We start from the raw sequence: 21,993 nt of genomic DNA, 5'->3' as shown, positions 1-21,993 counted from the left end.
TGGTACTGGGTTCGTTCTATAGTGGAAGAATTGTAAAATGCGAGATGAATCTGTTGGTGCGTGCTGACAGACAAATGTCAGCATCATTCTATCCCAAATTATATACTCTCAATCGGCGACCTTTCTTTATCAAGTTCCCCCATCACTTCTAAAATTTTATTAATGACATGCTCTTCTTCGCTAATTACTTTTTCTGTTGTCAACAATATAAGTTCGGGATGATCTCCGACACGGATAGAACGCATGGCATGCTGGAACATTGGCACATCGTTTGAATCATTGCCAAATGCAACAAACTCAAGAGATTGTATTCCCATAGATTGCAGTCCCGTCCATTTATCAACACCTTGCGGGCTAATATCGATAATATTTTCGGCTCCGTGTAAATACGTGATAATGGGCAGCTTTTGCAATTCTTCAACCAGTTGTTCAGTATTAAGGCTGCGCAAAATAACCACTTTCACAATCTCATTTAGCTCTTCCAATCGAATGTTTCTCGCCCTTTGATTCGGATCTAAATTCCGCCGAATTGGATGTTTCTGGCTTCCATTATAAGCATAATCCCATGCGCCATCAATTAAGTATTCAGCTTCAAATGTCTTTATTATTCGAATAATTCCCTCTGCTATTGATGGTTCAAATTGAACAGTTTTGATATTGAGGTCGGCTGTTACAACAAATGCCCCATTCCCTCCAATCATTGGATAATGATGCATATGCAGCGGTAACACAGGAAGCAAATCACGAATCGGTCTTGCTGAAGCGAAGATAATTTCATGCCCATTTTTCACCAATAGATCTAATGTATATACCATCTTTTCACTTAAGGGCTTACCTTGAAAACATATAGTACCATCCAAATCAAAAACAAATTTCACCTTGTAGGCCTCCTTCTTTTCTTAAAATCATATCAGCATCTTGTATAATGGAAAGGACAAATGTCCAATTGAAGGAGTTTCCTATGGAAATCATTTTAGATAAAGATAAGATAAAACACTACATCACAGAATTTGATCTTAATGAAAAACTCACTGAGTCAGACTCTCTCCCTATTCAGCTTCATACCTATTCAGCAGGCGAACTGGTACTTGTGGAAGGAAATGAACTACAGGGCCTTTATTTCCAAGTAGGCGGGCTTACAAAGGTTTCTACTAGTGTCGGTACTGGAAAATCATTACTATTACGTTTTTGCTATCCTTTGTCAGTTTTCGGGGATATCGAGCTGATACAAAACGTCGTTATTCAATCACAAGTAGAGGCTATTCAACCCTCTAGTTTTCTATTTATAAATAAACACATAGTTGAAAATAGGCTCATGCACAAACATATTTTCCTAAATGAACTTTTAAAGCATTTGTCATATAAGCTGCAAACCTGTACGACTGCTTCAAGAATTAACTTATTAGCTTCTGTTGAAGAAAGACTTGCGAGTTATTTATTAACAATAAGGCTCGAAAACCAGTTCGGAAAAGAAATACAGACTTCACAAATTTCTGAGATATCATCTTTGCTTGGAACAACACCACGTCACCTGAATCGGGTAATCAAAAGCCTATGCGATATAAAAATACTGGGCAAGGCGCATAAAAGCATCTTTGTTGTAGACTGGAAACGTTTAGACGACTTGTCAAATGGGTTACGATACGAGTAGACACTGTTCGATCAAGCTATCTTCCTTGAATAAAAATTGCTAGAGCTATATTAATCAAAATCGTTCCTACAAACGCTTCTAAAGAATCCCGTAATTCCATCGGATGCATTGCCATTATGAAAACATACAAGCTAAAAGAGTTTCGATTCATAAAGTTTAAAGGCAGCCAACGAATTTGTTGGCCGCCTTTCTTATCTATTCCGAGCCCAAAACTCTAAGGTAATGAACGTAGGGATCTGCTGTTCCTTGAAGTTCGCATTTTTGTTCTTTTAGGACCTGGATATATTCCACAATTTCCTTTGTGACACGTTCACCCATGCATATCACCGGTATACCTGGAGGGTAAGCCATGACCATCACGCCAGCTATCTCTCCGATGGAATTCTCCAACAGTACCGCTTTTTTTGGACTATAAAATGCGCTTCTAGGAGATACAATCATTTGAGCGCTCGCTGGGATGGCAATCGTTTTAGATAGGTTAACCTTCTCTGTTTTTTCAGCTATGTCTTTAAATGCAAAAACTAATGTTTCAAGGTCTTGTTTTCTATCACCTAAACTAACTAGCGCCATAATATTATGCATATCCGCAAGCTCAATTTGAATATTATATTGCTTTCGCAAAATCGTTTCTATCTGATATCCCGTATATCCCAGTCCTGCCACATTTACACTTAATTTCGTTTCATCAAAAGCATAGCAGCCCGGCATTCCATTCAAGTCATTACCAAAAGCATATAAACCATCAATTTGGTTTATCTCTTCTCTTGCCCATCTAGAAATAGATAGCGCTTCTTCAAGCAAGGCGTTACCGTTAATGGCTAATTGCTTTCTGGCGATATCAAGTGAACAAAGCAATAGATAGGAAGCACTGGTTGTATAGGTAAGGCTCAGCACCTGCTTAACCCTATCCACTGAAATCATGTCACTATTTAGCAGCAGCACAGAGCTTTGTGTCAACGAGCCTGCCGTTTTGTGCATGCTTGCCGCGCTCATATCTGCGCCTGCCTCCATAGCCGTTACTGGAAGTTCATGATGGAAAGACATATGCGCACCATGAGCTTCATCTACAAGGACAGCCATATTATGGCTGTGAGCTAGCTTTACGATGGCTTTTAGATCCGATACAGCTCCATAATACGTAGGGTTTATGACAAAAACAGCCTTGGCATGAGGATTTTCTTTGATTGTTTTCTTGAGATTTTCTTCTGTAATCCCCATAGCTATGCCCAATTGATCGTTAATTTCAGGCTGTATATAAACAGGCATGGCCCCACTTAAAATAATTCCACCAATAGTAGATTTATGAGCGTTTCTCGGGATAATAATTTTATCACCTGGCTCGCAAGCACTCATAATCATAGCCTGTACGCCTGCTGAGGTCCCATTCACTAGAAAAAATGCATGTTGCGCCGCAAATGCATCAGCCATTAGCTCTTCTGCCTCAAGAATGACGCCCGTCGGATTATTGGCAAAGTCCAAGTCTTCCATACCGTTAACGTCCATTTGCAGAGCACGTTCTCCTATATAATCACTTAATTCCTTTAATCCTCGACCCTGTTTATGTCCAGGTACATGAAATGGTACGACCTTATCATCAACATATCTTTTAAGAGCATCAAATAATGGTGTGCTCTTCTGATTCATTTCTTTCAATCTAGCGCCTCCTCTTCATTCTATATCCCTATTAAAAAATAGCAAATAAGAGAAATATAGAAAAAATTCAAAGCTATGTCAATAGCTATTTCGACAATGAAACATACTGAAAGCGGTCCAAGAACCTTCTGATCGTCGTGCTCGAGGCCTTGCTCTCTTGCAGCACCCATCCAATCGAGATCAAGCGCTGCGGCATATCCAGTTCTTTTGCAAAATAATCGTTCCGTTGAAAGTTGGTATGGTGGGCAAAGGAATATTCATGTCCGACGGTAACGGCATTTAATTGCTGTAAAGCAGCGTTGATCACTTCTGAATTGTTCGTTCGAAATAATATGTTAACATCGCCAATTTCGTTAGAAAGAGCGAGAATGAACTGATCAATGAGCTCATCGTTAAATAAAACAAAGGTTTGCTCTTTCAAATCCTGTAATGCTATCGTTTTGTTCGCTGCCAAAGCGCTGCTACTATTCACACAGATGCGCATGAAGCCTTCGTCAATTGGATAAAAGCGGAGTCCTTGAAGCTGCTCGTCAATCTCTTCTTGATAAAGGGCAATTAAGCCAAGATCAGCCTGTTTATCACGAATATCCTTAATAATTAAAGAAGAAGGCTTCTCGGAAAGCTCGAAATTCAGATCCGCGTGGATATTTTTCATACTGGCTACAGCCTTTATGATGGCAGGTATACCGCCGGGGATGGCCGAGAGACGCAGCTCCCCGCTAATCGATTCACCAATGTATTCCGCATCTTCTTTGATCATTTGAACGGTATCGAGTACCGATTTGAATTTATCAAAAATCGCCTTGGCCTGCTCCAATGGATACGCACCATTGCGGGATCTTTCGAACAACTTGATGCCAAGCTCCTTCTCCAGCCTTGTTATCGCTTGGCTAATCGTAGACTGCGTTACGCATAAAGAAGCAGACGCTGTTGTTATCGAAGCCGTCTTCGCTACTTCCAGAACATAAGCCATTTGTTCAAGGTTCATATCCGTTAACCTCTTTGTTTAATTTATTTTAACAAACATACATTTTAATTAAATATACATGATCAAAAGGCTAAAGTATACTGGTTACAAAACAGCTCAATCCCCTAACAAATAAGCGGATATTATCAAAAAGGAGTGCAACAATGACTATTATAAACAATCGATTCGCTAACAAGGTTGCCATCGTTACAGGCGGAGCTTCCGGTATCGGTTACGCAATTGCCGAACGGCTTGTTCAAGAAGGAGCTTCCGTTGTAGCGGCGGATCTCAATATAGATCGCCTTCAGGCGATCCAAGCTCAGCTTGGCGAACGTTTTTACGGCGTTAAAGCCAATGTGACAGTGGAAGCGGATGCGGCTAATCTCGTAAGTGCGGCAGTTGAACGCTTTGGCGGATTGCATCTTGCGTTTAATGTGGCAGGAGCATCGAAAGCAGGTGTGATTACCGAGCTATCCGAGTCGGATTGGGATTTTACAGTTGACCTATGTATGAAAGGCGTATTTCTATGCATGAAGCATCAAGCACTGCAAATGGCTAAGCAAGGCGGAGGATCGATTGTGAACGTTGCCTCGCTTAACGCACTAGTTCCGATGTATGCAGGCTCCGCTTATGCTTCCGCCAAAGCAGGCGTGGACATGCTGACAAAAAACGGTGCACTGGAACTGGCTCGCAGCGGCATTCGCGTGAATGCAATTCTTCCGGGTCTGATCGAGACGCCATTGACAGCAGATTTGCTTAAGCAAGAGGATATTAAAGCTGCTTATATGGAACGCATACCTATGAAGCGTGCTGCGAAGCCGGAAGAAATGACTGGTCCCGCGCTCTTCTTGGCAAGCGAAGATGCAGGATATGTGAACGGGGCAAGCCTAATTGTTGATGGAGGCTGGGCAACGAGTGGTTATCCGGATTTAAGCCGTTGGTTTTAAGACTGAGTAACAGAAAACAAAGGTACGGTCTATAAAAAAAACCTGCAGACATGTCCGTTGTAACGGTCTAGTCTGCAGGTTATTTTCGTTTACAAACGGAATCCTAAGCCCTTTGCATCAGGCTAAGTGTAATTACGGTTTCACCTCCCCTATTAGGGGCGGCAGTCGAGTGGTTTCGGACAGGCTCTGCAGTATTCCGGGGACATCTCGTAGTAAAAGCAGCACGTTTGGCGAGTATAGGCCACCGTCTTGTCGGCAGCACCTGCGTTCACTGCTCTCATAAACTTCTCAAAGGGGTTACGACGTTCCCCGAATAGGCTTGCTGGCGCCGTCTGCGAAATAAACTGAAAGTCGTCTTGAAATCGCAGCATTACGGAAGGGTCCTGTTCTTCTTCCAAACCTTCTTCATATATCGGAATAATACGGACAAGCGCATTTTCCCATAAGATCGCCATAGGCACTCGTCCAGCAATGGATAAGGAGCGAAACACTTGGGACAGATGAGATTCAAATAGTTGGCTCACAACCTGGTTCCGCCACTCTATCCGTTTCCCCGCTGCCGGTTCCGTAACGCTCAATTCCTCAAAGCTCAGATTGGGAAATTTAGAATTACTCACATCTTCGTGAGGTGCAGCTAATCGACAATTCTCCAGCGTTAACTGCAACCCTTTATTGTATGCCGTCATCGCGTATAAGACAGGCGTAACCGTTAAAAAGGCATAGCGTTTCGCCAGCATCGACGCTGTTACTCGTCTCGATGGCGAACCGATTTCACTCGCAAACCGATCCAGGTAGCTCTCGCATTTCTCCCGATCCAGCAAGTCTGTTGAAAAAATGAAGCTGGTGGTAGGCTGGACCATCCCTTCGGGAGTGAAGTTGAATCTATCCCCTAACTCCTCCCACTCCGGCTTTGTAAGCAGCTCTACCATATTATGGAGTTCCAATGAAAATTTCTGCAACTCTGTCAACGATCATATTGATGGCGATGGGGCCATAATAGGCAATCCATACATTCGAATCCACATCATACACTTGATTGTTCTTCACGGCTTCGATACTTTTCCAAGTCTCTGTCTGCTGAAATTCCTCAACGATTTCCTTAAACATGTCGTCTTGTACGAGGAAGTAATGATCCGCTCCTACTTCTGGCAGAGCTTCTAGCGGAACCTGATAAGCGGTATCCTTCTCATCTATGACTTGTTGAGGCGCAGACAAACCTAGGTCATTGTATAAAATCGCACCTGTGCGATGGCCCGCAGTATGGATGCGAACGCCCTCATCGCGTGGACGTATTAATGCAACGGTCTGATCTCCGAGCTTAGCCTTTAATTCTTCTTTCAACTTGCTTGTTTTCTCGTTATAGGCTTCCAATACGTTCGTTGCTTCTTCTGCATTTCCAACAATTTTGCCAAAAGTAACTAACGTATCACGCCAATCTTCATTAAAGTCAAGCATGATGGTTGGCGCAATCTTCGACAAGCTTTCATATACTTTTTCTTGAAACTCTGTACAAATGATTAAGTCCGGCTCCATCGCAGCGATGGCTTCCAAGTTGGGTTCATCCCTCGTACCCAGCAATTTAACATCCGTTAGCTTATCGGTTAAATACGCTGGAAAATCCGACTTATCTGCCGCAGCCTTTACGCTGCCCGCTGGCTGCTCATTTAGGGTGACCAATTGATCTACAAATTTGGTATCGAGCACTGCTATTTTCGAAGGGTGCTGCTCCAGCGTTAATTCTCCCTTCATATGTTTAATAACGACTGGATAGGCTTGTTGCGCAGGTTGCGCTGTATTATTGTTCGATGCGGCGACATTGGATTGTGATCCTGTTGGACTTGCTCCTCCGGCGTTGTTCCCCGTACCGTTACCCGTCGTGCATGCACTCAATAATAATATTAAACTCAACATTAAACTAACCGCCAAAACCGATCTCTTACTCCTATTCATTCCAATTACTCCCCCGTATGGTTGTTGATAATGATTATCACAATCATCATTATAGGAGAGAATAGGACGCGAGCCAATGGAATAACGCGACATATAGGATGCACTTATCCGACGATTCTGCCTGAAATGAAGCGGCGAAACTCCGCAATGCTTCTTGAAAGCTCGGCTAAAATAGTAACTATCCCCATATCCTACCGATTCAGCGATTACCTTCAGTGGTAGATTCGTATTCAATAGCATTTCCTGAGCATGATTCATGCGAACTTGAATTAAATACTCCATCGGTCCGATACGCAGCTTCGCCTTGAATAGTCGCTGCAGCTTTCTCTCATTGCAATGAAGGGCATTAGCCAAATCCTGTAGACTAATCGGGTCTGCATAACGCTCCTCCATATAGCGAATCGTTTGGCTTACATAATCCGGCTGAACAGCAGTCGTTCCCGTTCCCTCATGGGCATGAAGCTGCTGCAGGAGGTCATACACTAACTGATGAAACATCGCCCTCACACGAAATCTCTCCAACTCGGCATCAAGCAGCCAATAGGTATGCATCTGCTCTACTCTTGATAAGATCCCCAGCGGGTAGGCCGGAGCAAAACCATATTGCATTTGAAAGGGATTATGGTCTCTATACGCGTTTAACAATTCTTTGCGGCTGGGCAGCATAAGAACCGCTTTATAAAAAATAAAATAATAATCGAATTTTTCAGCCACCTGAATAATGTCTAGCGTTGCGCCTTTTCCGGCATGGCATACATAACAGCAATCTGCGATATGCTCGACTCCATCGATGAGAATCTTCGCGTTTCCAGTAACAGCTACTAAGAAGGCACTCGCTGGTAAAAGGAAACCGTGTACACTTTCTCTTGATTGCAAAGTAGACCGCCGAACATCAAGCACCCTAATAGCCGCATGATTCCATAGTGGCAGTTGTTCTAGTAATGTCATTACGTCCACCTTCCCTAACCATTTACAGCTTCCAATTCTCTCATTATAGTAATAATCATTCTCATTATCAAAAAATATTTTCATAATCAAGTCCAAATATGTCTTATGCTATAATGAATTATCCTATGGAAAGAGGCGATTTCAAATGGAAACCGTAGAAATCATTGCACTCAGCGCACTCGTCCTGTCTCTCTTGCTGCTGCTGAAAGTGTTCCGCCTGCAGAGGCAGCTCAATGAAATAAAATTCGATCTAAAGTCACCGAACCATCAGCGGGATAAATCTGGATTTTCGAACCCACTTCAACAATCCCCTCCCTCTTCACCGGATATGGGCCGTGTCAGCCCTCAAGCAAACATTGACGACAGATTACGTATGCTTATTGCATCCGGCAAAAGGATTCAAGCCATCAAGGAGTTCAGGGAAGCGAGCGGTTCGGGCCTCAAAGAAGCCAAAGATTATGTAGATCACTTAGAGCGGAGCGACTATTGAACCGCCGCTATTGCAAAAAGCGAGCTTCCTAAAAAAAATATATGTCTTTGACTCGCCTTTCCTCATCATAGCCTAATATACGCGAAGGATTGGTGTTATCGCCGTTATAGACGATGTTGCTTAACAAAATATTTTAGATCGATCAGCTTGGCAACGACCAAAAACAAGCCTCTCCTCGTTTGGAAACGAAGGAAGCCTGTTTAGGTTATATCAGAAATAACGGCAAAAGTATCAATTCTGCATATTAAATCTAAAACTTGCGCATAGGCAGTGAATCGCTTCTATGATAAGCTTTTATCAACATCTTCGTTCTGGTTATATCAACCATATTTAATAGGAGTGATTTAAAGTGACCTATCAAAAAGCGCTTGTCGGCTTTGGGAGCATAACCGACGCTATTTCGATTCAACACTATCAATGGACGCAGGCTCCGCAGTTCCCAGAGGTCAACATTTTTCTGTCTTATACGAAGGAAGAGTTTCAGCTAAGCTTTCATGTTTACGAGGAAAATCCGCTCATTCGCTACACACGTCAGAATGAACCGGTATACCGAGACAGCTGCGTAGAATTTTTTATTCAACCCACGCCGGATCGAGACGCACGTTACCTCAATCTGGAAATGAATGCTGCCGGTACATTACTCGTCGGACTTGGCAAAGACCGTCTTGACCGCCTCTATATTGAACCGGAGGATCATCCGCCGCTGCATATCCGAACCGAGATTAATCGAATTGACGAAACAAATGGAAAAGTATTCTGGTCCGCCGAGCTGAGTATTCCAATGGATTGGCTTTCCACCTTATTTCCCGGCTTCTCACCTGTCTCCGGATCAAAGTTGCGCGGCAATTTCTACAAATGCGGTGACGAGACAGCCTTTCCTCACTACGGAAGCTGGTCCAAGGTAAACTCGAGTGAGCCCGACTTTCACCGCAGCGAGGATTTCGGCTGGCTCATTTTAAGCTAAAGCTCGTCAAGACTCCGTCCCAGCATAAAACCGAAGATAATTGTCCATTTGAGATGACCAATATTTGTTATTATGTCCCCCGCTGCTGATATGGTTTTCATACGTGGCCTTTACCTTATCCAACTGCTCGAGCAAGGCAATATTCCCGTCGGCGATATGCTGATGTTCCTTATCCTCATGGTCCAGATAAATGCTCAAACCGCTAAGATCTGTTGAGGCGGCAAGCATAACCGGATCGACTTCGCTCTGAGCTTGTCCGCCTTCGTACAGCCAAGACAAATAGTCCGGTGTGTCCTTCCATACGGCTGCGCTATGCCCACCGGCTGCGCTATGCCCACCGACTTTGCTGAATAAATCTGGATAGGTAAATGCCAGGTGAAATGCAGCATAACCGCCCATCGATATACCGCCGATATAGCGGCCTTCGCTGCCGGCAATGGTACTGTAATTAGCGTCGATGATGGGGATTAAATCCTTAATCAAATAATCCTCGTACATCCCCAGCCGATATTCGTTTTTCTCAGCCAATACGGATGATGAATTGATGCCATAGCTGTTGTCATACTCAGGAGCTACGATGATCAGCGGCTCAATTTCACCTGATTGGATAAGCTTGTCCGCTCGCTTGTTAACATTAAGACCATTCGAGAAAAAAGTGTTTTCGTTGCCGTTTTTGCCATGCAGCGCATAAAGTACGGGGAATTGCCGCTCCTTGCTGTAGCCTTTTGGCACATAGACGTTAATCTTCATTTGCTTGCCTAGGGCTGTGCTGTCCACGACCAAATATTGCGTGATCGATGATGTCGATGCTGCAGCGGCGGCTGCTTCACTCAATTCGCTATCTGCCGCAATCTCTGTTCTCTCTGCTTGCTTGGTGCTGCAGCCTGCGAGCAATGCGATAGCTATCATCAGAAGCATAAAACTTTTTTTTCCATTCAATTCCGATCACTCCAACTCTGCTGTTTGTCTATTTATAAATTAATTATATTCCCCAAACAACAGCGTTTTCCTTTATTTGTATCATATTACAATACTTATAGCGTGCTGCGCCGTAATTCATAAAAATACTGCACCATTGCATGCTTTAGCTTCATCTTCTCGGCCATGCTTAAAATTCGCTTTTTGCCAACTCTTCTGTCCACCAAAGCTAGTATATTCAATAAGATATCCCTACTCTCTAGGCTTTGCTCTATAGGAGCGGATAAAAAATGATTGGCTACCACAATAAAATTTGATTTACTTAATGCTGACTGTGCTGAAAAAAGCTCTTTTGCATATTCAGCTATTTTTCTGCTTCTTGCTATAACGATTAGACGATCCTCCGGAACGACCCCCTTGGTATCTTTTCTAACCGCTTCTATTTCTTCCTGCTGGATAGGAATTTGGATGTTTGAATCATTTTTTATTTCCAGCTCCGTCTGATACCATCGGATTGAAGTCGTTGCATCACTCATATTGAATACGTTCTTTTTATCTACTGCAATATAACAAAGACCTGATTTATCAGGTAAGTAACGGTAACTGGTTGAACGGTATTCGACCCTTCCGTATAACGCAGGGCAAAGAAAGCTCTCCAGATTTTGCTTTAATTTACTCCAGGACATGTATCCTCCTATATGCTAAATAATAATATGTCTATTGTGGCAGTCATTCTATTATCTATCATACAATAACGAACACATCGTTCATACTAAATAAAAGCAAGCTTGCGTTTCTTCCTCCCCCTTAAATATCCAAGCTTATGTTCACATAATAAAAACCTCTGCCGCTATGGGAAGAGGTTAATAGCCTACATGTTATCAAATAGATTAACTTCTAAAGTCATCACTAGCAGTTACCATTGTTAATTGAACATCTTTGCAAACGCCGTAAAATAAATAAAATGCCCATAATCATTGGGATGATTAATATTGTTTAAAAGCAGGCTTTCCGGCGTTTTACCCGCTGCTAGCTCCTGTTTCCATACCAATTGAACGTCGGCCACGGTAAGGTGATATTGTTTGCTTAGCTGATGGATCACATCCGAATACCTGTCTATGGCACCACTGGTATGCGCCAGAGCGGATTAGGCTCGCAAGGCGTAACCAGCAAGATATCGGTATCACCATTCGATCTGATTGCTTCAATTATATGGCGAAGATTGTACCCAAAGTCCTCAGGCGTTACGCCAACCCCGTGTTCATACAGGTTCTGATCGTTCATCCCATATCCAAATGACACAAGATCCGGCTGAAAGGGAAGGACATCGCTCTCCACTCTTGCCGCCCCGCACTAATACTATCGCCTTAGACAACATAGACCACTTCTTCGCCGGCTTGAAGCTTGGCAGCAACTCTTGGAAGCAGATTTGTTAGTTGGCTAGCCTTCGGATACGCATTTACAAGACGAAATCAAGTTCCCCAGACTCCAGCTTCATAAGAATATCGCGTCCTTGGAGGCGGACCTCCAGTCGTGCGTCTATCCCAGCAGGAATCGTTGTCTTAAAGCGAATAGTGCCATCATTGCTTTTTTCCCATCTAGCGAACAAATGACCCTGAACTGTCCAGACTGTCGCCTCTGCAAAGGATAGCGTATCAGGAAAAAAGGGACGTATGACAGCTTTCTTAAAACCTGGCGCATCAGCGTGAATACCTACTACATATTGCTGTAATAACCTTGCTGGATATCCGTTCCAGGCATGGGAATGGCTCTCGATATCTTCCCAGCCTTCCCACATCGTCTTTGCACCCTGCTCAATCATGTAGCCCCAGCCCGGGTATTCCCTGCGGTCCAATAAAGCGAAGGCTTCTTTCTCACGGTTATTCTCAAACAGCATCTGCAGCAGTGGCAGCGACAGCACGGTACGGCACTCCCATTGTTTTTCTGCCACATAAGCAATGGCTCTCTCACGGTCTTCTTCACGAAGCGCATCCGCATACAGGGCAATGGCAGTAACTCCTTGATGAGTGTTGTTCGAATTTGTGCTGTCCCTAAATGCGCCCCGTTCGCTATGGAACAGATGCTTATACATATTTTCGTTTAACGTCTGGGCCTGTTCTACATATTTTTTATGTTCCTCACGCTCGCCTAATAAATCCGCAATATTCCCAGCAATTCTGATCGCTTGCAGCAGCTTGATCTGCTGTACGGCAAGAAAGTCCCCTTCATGTTCCACAGAAGGATATGGCCAATCGCTTATATGCCAGCCTTTATCCAGCGGAACGAGACCTGTTGCCTGATCAAGCTTGCTTATGAAGTAATCAACCATCCGGCACAGCGGTTTGTAGTAGGTTTTGAGCAGTGAGAGGTCTCCCGAAGCAGCGTATAACTTCCAAAGCAGCGTCGCATAGTGCAGATCCCATTCTGGAATTTGAATATTAAAATCCGGATGCTCGTAAGTAGATGGAGCATTGAAAGGGAAAGTGCCGTCTGGCAGCTGTGAATCGGCGAAATCACTAAGCGTCTTTTCTAGTATAGAGAGTGCGTTGAAGTTGTAGAGCAAGGTTTCCGCCTGCAAATCCGTGTCTGCGATATATTGCGCTTGTTCCCGGTGAGGACAATCGACCGTTTGCCCGAGCGTATTATTTTTCTGCGTTCGGATGCAAGCATCGTAAAGCTCATTCAAATGCTCATCGGAACAACGAAAGCTTCCTGCATATTCAATAGCTGTATGGGCCAAGCAGACGGTAAGCTCATTTGCCGACTCGATTGATATAGGATAACCGGTTACTTCAACGTATCGGAATGCCTTGTAAGAGAAATTAGGCTGCCATGTCTCTACCTTATCGCCTCTCATCGTATATTGGTCGTAATAGTGCTCCGATTTCTCGTTCGTGACGTTATGATCCACTCTGCCCCCAGCGTCCAGATTCTCAGAATACCGGAGGCGTAAAGTCATGCCTTCTATCCCTTTTAACTTAAGCTTAGGCCAACCAGAAACGATTCTTCCGACATCAAATACTTGAGGAAACTCCCCCTGCTCCTCCATTCCCCCATGGAGGTCCAGCTTCGTTAACGCAATCTCCTCTTCAATGGTCCCCTCAGGAATGGTCTGCAGAACCATTGGCCAATCATCACGACTGATTTTTGCCTTTTTTGCCTTGGCTGTTTTCATGCTGTGGTTCCCGTTTGCGTAACGCCACGTCTCGTCCCAGACTCTAGCATCATAGTCTTCTATAGCCGAAATCCTTCGGTTTTGTTGGTAGGGCGCTCCTATACGATGCGGCATTTCGACCAATGTGTCCCAGCTTGTATCGGACTTTATGACCATTGTCTTTCCGTTTATGCTTGATAGATGCAGCTCCAATCGAAATCCCGGCAAGCCATTGACAACATTTTGTCCCTCGCCTCCCAAATAATGCGCATCAGCTGTTATACAATTCGTACCCACGACTAATTGATTACTGACTTCATATTCCGTAAAAAACTTCTTCTTCCACGGATCCGTAGGTGCAGGGGTACCATAACCGCCGAGCTTCTCCCCGTTCAAATAGACCTGAACATAATGATGCCCGGATACGTATAGACGAGCGGAATCCCAATTCCCATTTCCATTAAACTCTTTGCGAAAATATGAAAAATCATTCTTTCTAACGCGCTGCGAGCGCCAGATCCATTCCGATGTCCACTCCATATGCTTCTACTCCTCGTACTACCTTGTCTAGGCTTTTCAATTGAATTACTCCGCTATTTTCTTAGAGAGGGCCAACATATCCTGCAAATCGACTACCCCATCATGATTGAGATCTGCCCTTCTGGCTTGATCCCAGTCTGAACTGTTAACATTTTTTCCAAAATGATAGGACATGATGGCCAAGTCACCGACGGAAACTACTCCATCCAAATTCAAGTCGCCTTCATTAGCTATAAACACGCTAATAGATGAGGCAGCAGCTTGGCTTTCGTTACCCTGAGCATCCCCAAGTACAGCACTCGTAATCGATATCGTACCCGACGCTGTTTGGGTTATGTTTTTGGCTTTGAAAGTCATTTCAACAATATCCGAATCTCCTGTTACTGCATTCCCAGCCCCCTCGCTACCGATAACGAAATGAAGCTGCCCCGTTGGTGATTTAACCGTTCGCAGAAGACTGACTCCCGTCTTTATGGACTTTGCAGAAACAAACTCCATAACCGAAGAATCATAAGACAGCTTGATATCCTGCGCATAGATGCTTTCAGCAGCGCCGCTGAGACCGAACTTGACAGTAAATTTCTTGCCTGGCTGGGCCGACCCTCCTCCTGTTAACGTCGTCTGAAGCGTGGACGCAATATGGACGGTTACCGTTGCAATATTAGAATCCTTTGCCCCATTATTTATTTTGAACGTAAACGTATCCGTTCCGCTTGCCCCTTGATTTGGGGTATAGGTGAAAGCACCCGTCGCTGCGTTTGTGACTGCTGCAGCTCCTTTGGTACCATTCGTCACAATACTGTAAGTCAGTGTATCCCCTGCCTGACCCCTTCCGGCTAATATCCCGTTGATTGCCGTATTAGTCACAGCTGCAACGGTAAGGTCATTCGCTACCAGTTCACTTTCCGCAGCATCCAGTGCGTAAAGTCTTCCCTCTCCCGGCGCAAAGCTAGCAGATAGCGCTCCTGTTCCAGCATGATATGTCGTTGCCACTTCCAAACCGGTCGTCTTGGACACTTCTTTGACCGAATCCGGAAGCGTGCTTAACGAAAAGGACTGCGTATAAGCATTTTCCAGATCTTTGTTAACGATCATAACGAATTCTCTTCCGTCCTCATTCTCAAAGCGTGATAAAATCATTGGCATCACGGGCTCAGCAGTCGATGGCTGCCAGAAATAAGTCGAAGGCAGCGCTGTCGCAAAAGGCGGTACACCACCCGTGTGATACACATCTTTGGAGGTAAGCGACAGAAGAGCTGATCCAAGATTCAGTACTTCTCCATTCACATTTTTTGCATACTCATACGTATTATTTTTCGTGCCATCCGGTAAAATCAACCCATTATCCATGCCATCCGGTGTATGGTACGTAAAATAGACATATCCTTTAGCCCCGTAGGCCAATGTTGAATAAACCTGAAATCTTAATTGACTCTCGCTTGGTTCTACCATATTAAAGTAGTCATAAGACATGGCTTGAATATAAGCCCAAAGATCGGTGCCTTTTAGCAAGGACTGCTTGCGGAAATATTCCAGCGATTGATAATAAGGTTTCTCATCAAACCCTGTGGATAAATAAGGGTACGAGTCAAACGAAATCATGTCGGGATCGGTTGCTAACCAGCCGTTAACATAATTTTCGTAACCGCCGTTTACTGGATCATTCGTACCGCTAAAGTAATGCTGGCAATCCTCACATATTCCGTACAAATTCGTATACACCATATGATCCGGATCGATAGCCTTTATTTTATCCGACACCGACTTTAGCTTAGGAAACACATCGCCAAACGGTTCATCCACCAAGTTATAGCCAAGCAAAGCAGGATTGGATTTGTAATGATTCACAAAAGTCTCAATATATTCGTCGCTTAAATCGTTTGTAGGCGAGAAAGCGCTCCAATTTCCTCCGCCTGCTCTAGGCAGCGTCATTTGGAAATATAGATCGTTGGTTAGCGGGGAACCATTCGAATAGGCTTGTCCTCCGGCATACGTATCCGTATCACTCGTTAAGAAGGGGCCTAGATTTGACGTACTGTTTGTAGTTAACTCCAAATAGTAGCTTGTGTTTGAGGTGACCGTTGCGCCATTGATGACAAACTCAGGGTAATTCGTCACGATCGGTCCTGTAAGCGTTGAGCTGCCAATCAGCGTTGTTTTATCAGGGCCGTTATAAATACTGACCGTAGCTGTAGTTCCTGCCGGCCACACTCCGCTTTTCTTAAATGAAAGCTTCCAGATGGCCATTTCGTCTTGTGCAGGCGTTGTAAAGGATTGCCCTATGGAATGAGTATTGCTAATAAACACTTCGCCACCGTCATCATTGCTTTGGGATACCCATTCTGATCGGTACCAACGGATTCCTGTATCGGTAACCAAATATTTCAAATCGTTTGCCGCGGCCTTCTCCAAAGCCCAATCCGTTGTGGCAGGTGTCGTATTTAAGTTGCTAGCTACGATAAAATTGGCATTCATCGCGCGGATATCTGCAAAAGAAGCATCGGTGACATCTGGCGGGGGAGGCTCAACGAAAATACCGATCGGAAATTCTCCCGACACCGTAGGCGTCGGATTGGGGTTGGCATACACTGAGGAATTGAATAATATTCCAATCATCATTATAGACACGAGCAATCCAAGCATTGTTTTTCTTAACATTACTTTTCACCTCATCCTACAAATTTGTATTCAACTTACGTTTCGGCACTGCGTTTACAACGCTTCCCCCTCAAATCCCTCCTCTATTTTCCTTCAAAACCTGCACTGGTAAGCGGTTACAAGAAGATTATAAATCGTCTGTTTATTCGATACTATTTGCTAATTTTGCTTTTATTGACATCTGTTGCTATCTTAAATGGCAAAGAGTGATTGGCAGAAAAAATCAATCCCTTCATCTGATGGGTCCAGCTCGTGTCCGCCGTCAAAGGCCTTGGCAGAAAATCGATCACTTAGGTTTAATTGCTTATAAAGGCTCGCTACTTTATCGATTTCTGGCTGGGCATGCTCGTAAAGGAACGTTTCGTCTCGTTTCCCTACTTCTAAATGCAGATAACGAGGGGCGATAAGCGCACAGATTTCCGCATCCAAAAACCGATTGCCCGCGTTAAACCAAGTAAAGTCCGGCCAATCGGCTACAAAGCGGTTATTAATAAAGCAAGAGGAATATGCCGCTTTTATTCTAGTATCGAGTGCGGCTGTAAACATCGTATAAAATCCGCCGTACGACAAACCGATCATTCCCACTTTGGAATGATCGACGTCTGGCCTTGAAATCAGATAATCGATGGCCCTTTGTATTTTATAAATTTCAACAGCAGCCATAGAGCTTCCAACATGCTTTAATTGCTTATCATATTGGTGTCGATGATATTCAGGACCGTAAGCGTCCGGGTTCCAAAGCAATAATTGAGGAGCAAATACTGCAATGCCGCGTTTCAATACTCTTCGTGTCATATCGTTATAATTGGAGTCTCCATAGAACCCTGAGCATAACTCCGGCGTTCCCCAGCCCCCATGTTGAGAAATAACAAGCGGATGCGGCCCCGCCTTCTTCGGAATGAACAAAATCCCATAGGTCGTTAAGCCAAATCCAGCCTCTACTTCTACCCTGTATATCCTACCAAGCGCATCCTCAGAGATATAACTAACATTGGCTGCGGGTGGCGATGCGGAAACAGAGCATGATCCGGTCTCGCCATCCATATCCAGCGGCCATCCAAGCATGCTTCTGACCGCCTCCCGCATTTGAGAAGCATCCTTCTCAAATGCGGGAACACTCGTCGTATCCAGCCGGAAGAAAGACAATCTCTTCTCCTCTGCAGCTTGACGCCTACTCATAATCAACTCATCAAATTCTCTTTTTTGCTTCTCGCGGTAACGATTGCCGACAGACGGCGCCTCGGTGTACAAGTTATCCTTTGGCTTGTTCATCCCCTTCTTCAGCTCTCTAGACCAAAAAGCTTACCTTCTCCAGGTAGGAAGCTAATCATTAATGTACCGGTTTTAGGCTCATAAACTGCAAGTTCTTCTTCCCCCGACATTTTGTTCACTTCATTAATTGATTTCGGCCTATCCGCAAACGAGAACGAATACCTGTGCTCCTCTTCCAAATCCTTATTGACGAACATAACAAACGTTTTGCCGGCCTCATTTTTGAAATATGAGATGATCATCGATGCATCAGCATCCTCGCTTGAAGGCTGCAAGAAAAAGTCAGATGGCAAATCCTCCGTGGATGGGGGCAAATCACCAGTATGATATACCGCTAAGGAAGTAAGCGAGAGAAGGGTTGATCCCAGATTCAACACTTCTTCGTTTATCTTTTTGGCATATTCATACGTATCGTTCTTCGAACCATCCGGCAGAATTAATCCATCATGCATAGCTTCAAGTCCCGGTCCTGTATCCGTCGCATAGGAAAAGTACACATATCCCTTCACTCCGTAGGCTAAAGAAGAATACACCTGAAATCTCATTTGATTTTCATTAGGCTTTTCGATAAAGAAAGTATCATACGCCACCGATTGAATATAAACCCACAAATCCTTGTCATACGATAAACACTGTTTACGCAAAAACTCTAATGTCTGATAGTGGACCTTCTCGTCGACCCCGCTCGACAAATACGGATAATAATCATAGGAGAGCATATCCGGGTCGGTAGCTAGCCAGTCATTAATATAGTCCTCATACCCCATGGGACGACCGTTCTCTAGGGCAAAATAGTGAAGCCCGTTCTCGTTTAACGCATAATGGTTGGTATAAATTAATCGAGTAGGATCTAATGCCTTTATCCGATCCGATGTCTCTTTCATAGCAGGGTACAGTTCAGCGAAAGGCTCATCAATTAGGTTATAGCCCAGCACAGCTGGATGGTCCTTATAATGCTCGACCAGCTTACGGATATAATCATCCGATGGCCTGCCCGTTGGTGAAAAAGCCGAAATAGTGCCGCCGTGAGGAGTTTTTAATGTGATTTGAAAATAAAGATTATTACATAGCGGCTCGCCATTTACAAAAGCACTCCCACCAGCGTAGGCATCGGTTTCACTAGTTAAAAAAGGTCCCAGCTCTTCCCTGCTATCCGTTGTCAATTCCATATAATAAGTCGTATTGGCAGCAAGCGAATAATACTTGGTATGGGCTTGTGGAGGAAACTCACTTAGTACAAATTCAGGATAATCGCTCTCGAACGGGCCTTTAAGCTCTGATTTTACGATAAGCGTTTCTTTGCTAGGAGAAGTGTAGATGCTTAAGGTTAGGGCTGCCTCTTCCGGCCAACCTCCAGGTTTCTTAAAGGAAAGAATCATAACGCTTAAATCATCAACGTCAGGCGTTGTAAAGGTCTGACCAATGGAGCTGTCGTTTCGAAGATACAGCCCCTCTCCCTTATCATCATTTTGGGATAGCCATTCGGACTGAATCCAGCGAATTCCCGTGTCCGTCACGAGTATTTTCAGATCGTGAGCTGCCGCTTTCTCCAGTGCCCAGTCTGTCGTCGCTGGCGTAGTCAATAAATTAGTCGCTACGATGAAGTTGGCATTCATAGCCCTAATGTCCGCGTAGGAAGCATCGGACGTATCGGACGGAGCAGGGTTAACGAATATTCCAATAGGAAATTCACCGGAAACGGTTAAAGACGGTCTTTTGGCTTGATTCGCTGCTTTTGTTTGCCTACTCAATGTTATTCTACCTCCTCTATTTCTTTCGGCTATTCGAAAATAAAACCTTTAATGCTTACTTCTTTTGATTCCAAACTGCTAGTGCATCACAAATCAACTTCCACTACAACCATTCCTCTTCCCGGAACATATAAATTAAAGGTGGAACCGTTTGGAAATACAGGTATGCCCGGGAAATCGGTCAACACGTTTACCTTCGTAACAGGCCGGCCTACATCGATATGTGCTGACTTGTAGTTCAAATGTAAATTTTGAATTAGAAGCCGCCATTTGCCTGGGTTGATCTCCAGCGTCGTCGTCCGAATATATTGTTCATTTCTAATCATCAGAGGCGCATCCGAGCAGCTTATCATAGCTTGAACACATCCACTTAAGAAGTCATCAGGCACAGGACTAAAATACAGAGGATCTACCCAAGACCCCGGATCAACTACATGGGTCAAATCTTCAGACTTTTTGTCCATGGCATTGCTTTCTTTCGTCTGAACGATGGTGTGAATCACGGTCCCATTAGCTTCACGCGCCATACAAAACAGCTCATCTGGCGCTGCCTTTACATTCATGCCGATACTTGCAAAAGCTTGTGCTATCCGCTCCGTCATATGGCCAACCAGAGTGGATGAACCATTTCGGTAGGCAAGCACTTGCTGTAATGCCTGATCTGGCAGCAAATGCAGATCGGTTACGCAAATCGCGCCGCTTGTATGCTGCAAATCCTTCACATTCACCATCGTGTGCAGCGGCGCCCCACGGTCAATGAATGCCATCAGATATTTAAAAGTAGGCCAGTTCCTTGTTGCCGGATAGCGTTCTAACGAAGGGTACAGCGCTTCATCCGCCCATACAAAGCTGGTTCCGATGATCCGCTCAGGCTGCCCCTCATAACCTAGGTTCCAGCGATTCATTATCCATTCCCATCCGCTTACGCTTATTCCATCGCCGAGACATGCAACAAACCCTGAAGTACAGCGATGTACTCCCTGCTGATCTTTCATAAATAGATTCGAAAAGGAGTAAATATCTCTCTCCAAGAGAGTCGGCGCGTGGCTAATCGCATCCCACTGCTCGTTCGTATCCTGTATCGCGTTTAAACAGATCAGCTTCATATCCGGCACATAAGCTTTGATCGTCATGATCATGGCCTTAAATTCTGTCCCCGGTTCGTACTCAATCTCTCCAGCACCGGCAGACATCGAGGCGGCTACCGATTCTATAACAAATGCATCTACGCCGGATGCTGCGAGCAGCTTGTAATCCACGCCATAACGATGCAAGGCTTCGAACGGATCTCTGGTCCAGACTGAATTAAGAACGGCTTTTTTGCCTTCCTTGCGCAGTGCCGGCATAATCTTCTGCCAAAGCTCGCCCCATCGGTTGGCACAGAAGTTAATCCATTCCATTCGTTTATAGGTCCAGATCCAATCGCCCCGTTTCTCCATTTCTAACGGTTCACCGTCACAAATAAGATTGAGGCTATCTGCCAATTCCACTCCGCTGAATCTTATAAACTGCTCGACCATATCATCGGAGTAATCTGCTTCGGCAATCGTAAGACGAGGACTCGTGTAACCATCCGCTCCATGATACCCATCAAAGTTATAATCGCGCATGACCGTCATCAAGTCAGCAACAAATAGATCCTCATAATAGGAGCCGTCTTTCAATCGCTTCAGCGGGTTAATGACCGGGAAGGCTTCCCCCGTCTTCCTCATTTCATAAAGCTCTGGGTGCTCGGAGCACCACTCACTTGTTTTGTCTTGGCCATTGTCCTGGAAGTGAAACAAATTGAAAAAGCTGCAATATACATCAATCCTATGCTTTTGCAGTTCTTCAACCAATCCGCGAAGCTGGTAGTTGGTCCATTCCTGCCGGTTGTGATGCTTGCCATAGGGGCGCGCGGCGTAGGAGCATATTTCAATTGGCAGCCTATGCTCCTCCTCCATCCCTTTATGGGCATGCACAAAATCGGGGGTGAACAACAGCAATGAAATGCCATCTGGAATAAACGCGGCATTTTTCAAATACGCACTAACCCCATAATCGCTTTCTCTATTATCGAAACCAATTAATTCTATCCATATCCATCGATCATAATTTACAGCATTCATCCTGTTCTCCCCCTATAAGCTG

Annotated in this window: 17 protein-coding genes; 4 read left to right on the top strand and 13 right to left on the bottom strand. The window is 44.5% G+C overall.

Annotated features, from left to right (window positions below):
* Positions 1 to 98 precede the first annotated feature (98 nt).
* A complete protein-coding gene (locus E0496_RS26535; RefSeq protein ID WP_141504779.1) occupies positions 99 to 878 on the bottom strand; it encodes an HAD-IIB family hydrolase in 780 nt (259 codons plus the stop codon).
* A gap of 83 nt (positions 879 to 961) precedes the next feature.
* Here E0496_RS26535 and E0496_RS26530 point away from each other — a divergent pair, with 83 nt between their 5' ends.
* Positions 962 to 1,651: a Crp/Fnr family transcriptional regulator gene (locus tag E0496_RS26530; RefSeq protein WP_141504777.1), complete on the top strand. Its 690-nt coding sequence runs from the start codon at positions 962 to 964 to the stop codon at positions 1,649 to 1,651.
* A gap of 195 nt (positions 1,652 to 1,846) precedes the next feature.
* On the opposite strand, the gene E0496_RS26525 is transcribed toward E0496_RS26530, so the two are convergent.
* Positions 1,847 to 3,295, bottom strand: a complete 1,449-nt coding sequence (locus E0496_RS26525; protein ID WP_141505046.1) for an aminotransferase class I/II-fold pyridoxal phosphate-dependent enzyme — start codon at positions 3,293 to 3,295, stop codon at positions 1,847 to 1,849.
* Positions 3,296 to 3,389: 94 nt separating this feature from the next.
* A complete protein-coding gene (locus tag E0496_RS26520; RefSeq protein WP_141504776.1) occupies positions 3,390 to 4,292 on the bottom strand; it encodes a LysR family transcriptional regulator in 903 nt (300 codons plus the stop codon).
* Between the two features lie 143 nt (positions 4,293 to 4,435).
* Between E0496_RS26520 and E0496_RS26515 the strand changes: the two genes are divergently transcribed.
* The gene (locus tag E0496_RS26515) at positions 4,436 to 5,218 is read left to right on the top strand and encodes an SDR family NAD(P)-dependent oxidoreductase (protein ID WP_141504774.1); all 783 of its coding nucleotides are present in this window, start codon (positions 4,436 to 4,438) and stop codon (positions 5,216 to 5,218) included.
* Between the two features lie 152 nt (positions 5,219 to 5,370).
* Here the strand turns inward: E0496_RS26515 and E0496_RS26510 are convergent, their stop codons facing one another.
* Complete coding sequence (locus E0496_RS26510; protein ID WP_141504773.1) at positions 5,371 to 6,147, bottom strand: IucA/IucC family C-terminal-domain containing protein; 777 nt, start codon at positions 6,145 to 6,147, stop codon at positions 5,371 to 5,373.
* 1 nt (position 6,148) lies between these two features.
* On the bottom strand, positions 6,149 to 8,116 hold the full coding sequence (locus E0496_RS26505) for an AraC family transcriptional regulator (protein ID WP_141504771.1): 1,968 nt from the start codon (positions 8,114 to 8,116) through the stop codon (positions 6,149 to 6,151).
* Positions 8,117 to 8,261: 145 nt separating this feature from the next.
* Between E0496_RS26505 and E0496_RS26500 the strand changes: the two genes are divergently transcribed.
* Together E0496_RS26500 and E0496_RS26495 are read left to right on the top strand one after the other, a co-directional pair.
* Positions 8,262 to 8,606, top strand: coding sequence for a ribosomal protein L7/L12 (locus tag E0496_RS26500; protein WP_141504769.1), 345 nt, complete (start codon positions 8,262 to 8,264; stop codon positions 8,604 to 8,606).
* 349 nt (positions 8,607 to 8,955) lie between these two features.
* Positions 8,956 to 9,570, top strand: coding sequence for a carbohydrate-binding family 9-like protein (locus E0496_RS26495; RefSeq protein WP_141504767.1), 615 nt, complete (start codon positions 8,956 to 8,958; stop codon positions 9,568 to 9,570).
* 6 nt (positions 9,571 to 9,576) lie between these two features.
* Here the strand turns inward: E0496_RS26495 and E0496_RS26490 are convergent, their stop codons facing one another.
* The 8 genes from E0496_RS26490 to E0496_RS26455 form a co-directional block, all read right to left on the bottom strand.
* Entirely contained in the window at positions 9,577 to 10,488 is a 912-nt protein-coding gene (locus E0496_RS26490) for an alpha/beta hydrolase (protein ID WP_206669876.1), read from the bottom strand.
* Positions 10,489 to 10,604: 116 nt separating this feature from the next.
* Entirely contained in the window at positions 10,605 to 11,174 is a 570-nt protein-coding gene (locus E0496_RS26485; protein WP_141504763.1) for an SF0329 family protein, read from the bottom strand.
* Between the two features lie 430 nt (positions 11,175 to 11,604).
* Positions 11,605 to 11,772: a hypothetical protein gene (locus E0496_RS26480; protein ID WP_206669875.1), complete on the bottom strand. Its 168-nt coding sequence runs from the start codon at positions 11,770 to 11,772 to the stop codon at positions 11,605 to 11,607.
* A 175-nt stretch (positions 11,773 to 11,947) separates the two neighbouring features.
* Positions 11,948 to 14,182, bottom strand: coding sequence for an alpha-L-rhamnosidase (locus E0496_RS26475; RefSeq protein ID WP_141504759.1), 2,235 nt, complete (start codon positions 14,180 to 14,182; stop codon positions 11,948 to 11,950).
* Positions 14,183 to 14,227: 45 nt separating this feature from the next.
* Entirely contained in the window at positions 14,228 to 16,840 is a 2,613-nt protein-coding gene (locus E0496_RS26470) for a cohesin domain-containing protein (RefSeq protein ID WP_141504757.1), read from the bottom strand.
* Between the two features lie 192 nt (positions 16,841 to 17,032).
* A complete protein-coding gene (locus tag E0496_RS26465; protein ID WP_141504755.1) occupies positions 17,033 to 18,112 on the bottom strand; it encodes an alpha/beta hydrolase family protein in 1,080 nt (359 codons plus the stop codon).
* Between the two features lie 8 nt (positions 18,113 to 18,120).
* Positions 18,121 to 19,863: a beta-galactosidase gene (locus E0496_RS26460; protein WP_141504753.1), complete on the bottom strand. Its 1,743-nt coding sequence runs from the start codon at positions 19,861 to 19,863 to the stop codon at positions 18,121 to 18,123.
* Positions 19,864 to 19,949: 86 nt separating this feature from the next.
* Positions 19,950 to 21,971: a hypothetical protein gene (locus E0496_RS26455; protein WP_141504751.1), complete on the bottom strand. Its 2,022-nt coding sequence runs from the start codon at positions 21,969 to 21,971 to the stop codon at positions 19,950 to 19,952.
* Positions 21,972 to 21,993: the final 22 nt, after the last annotated feature.

This window comes from Paenibacillus luteus (assembly GCF_006542765.1).
Classification (GTDB): domain Bacteria; phylum Bacillota; class Bacilli; order Paenibacillales; family Paenibacillaceae; genus Pristimantibacillus; species Pristimantibacillus luteus.
The sequence above is the reverse complement of the archived record's forward strand: the minus strand, read 5'-3'. Positions and strand labels throughout refer to the sequence as shown.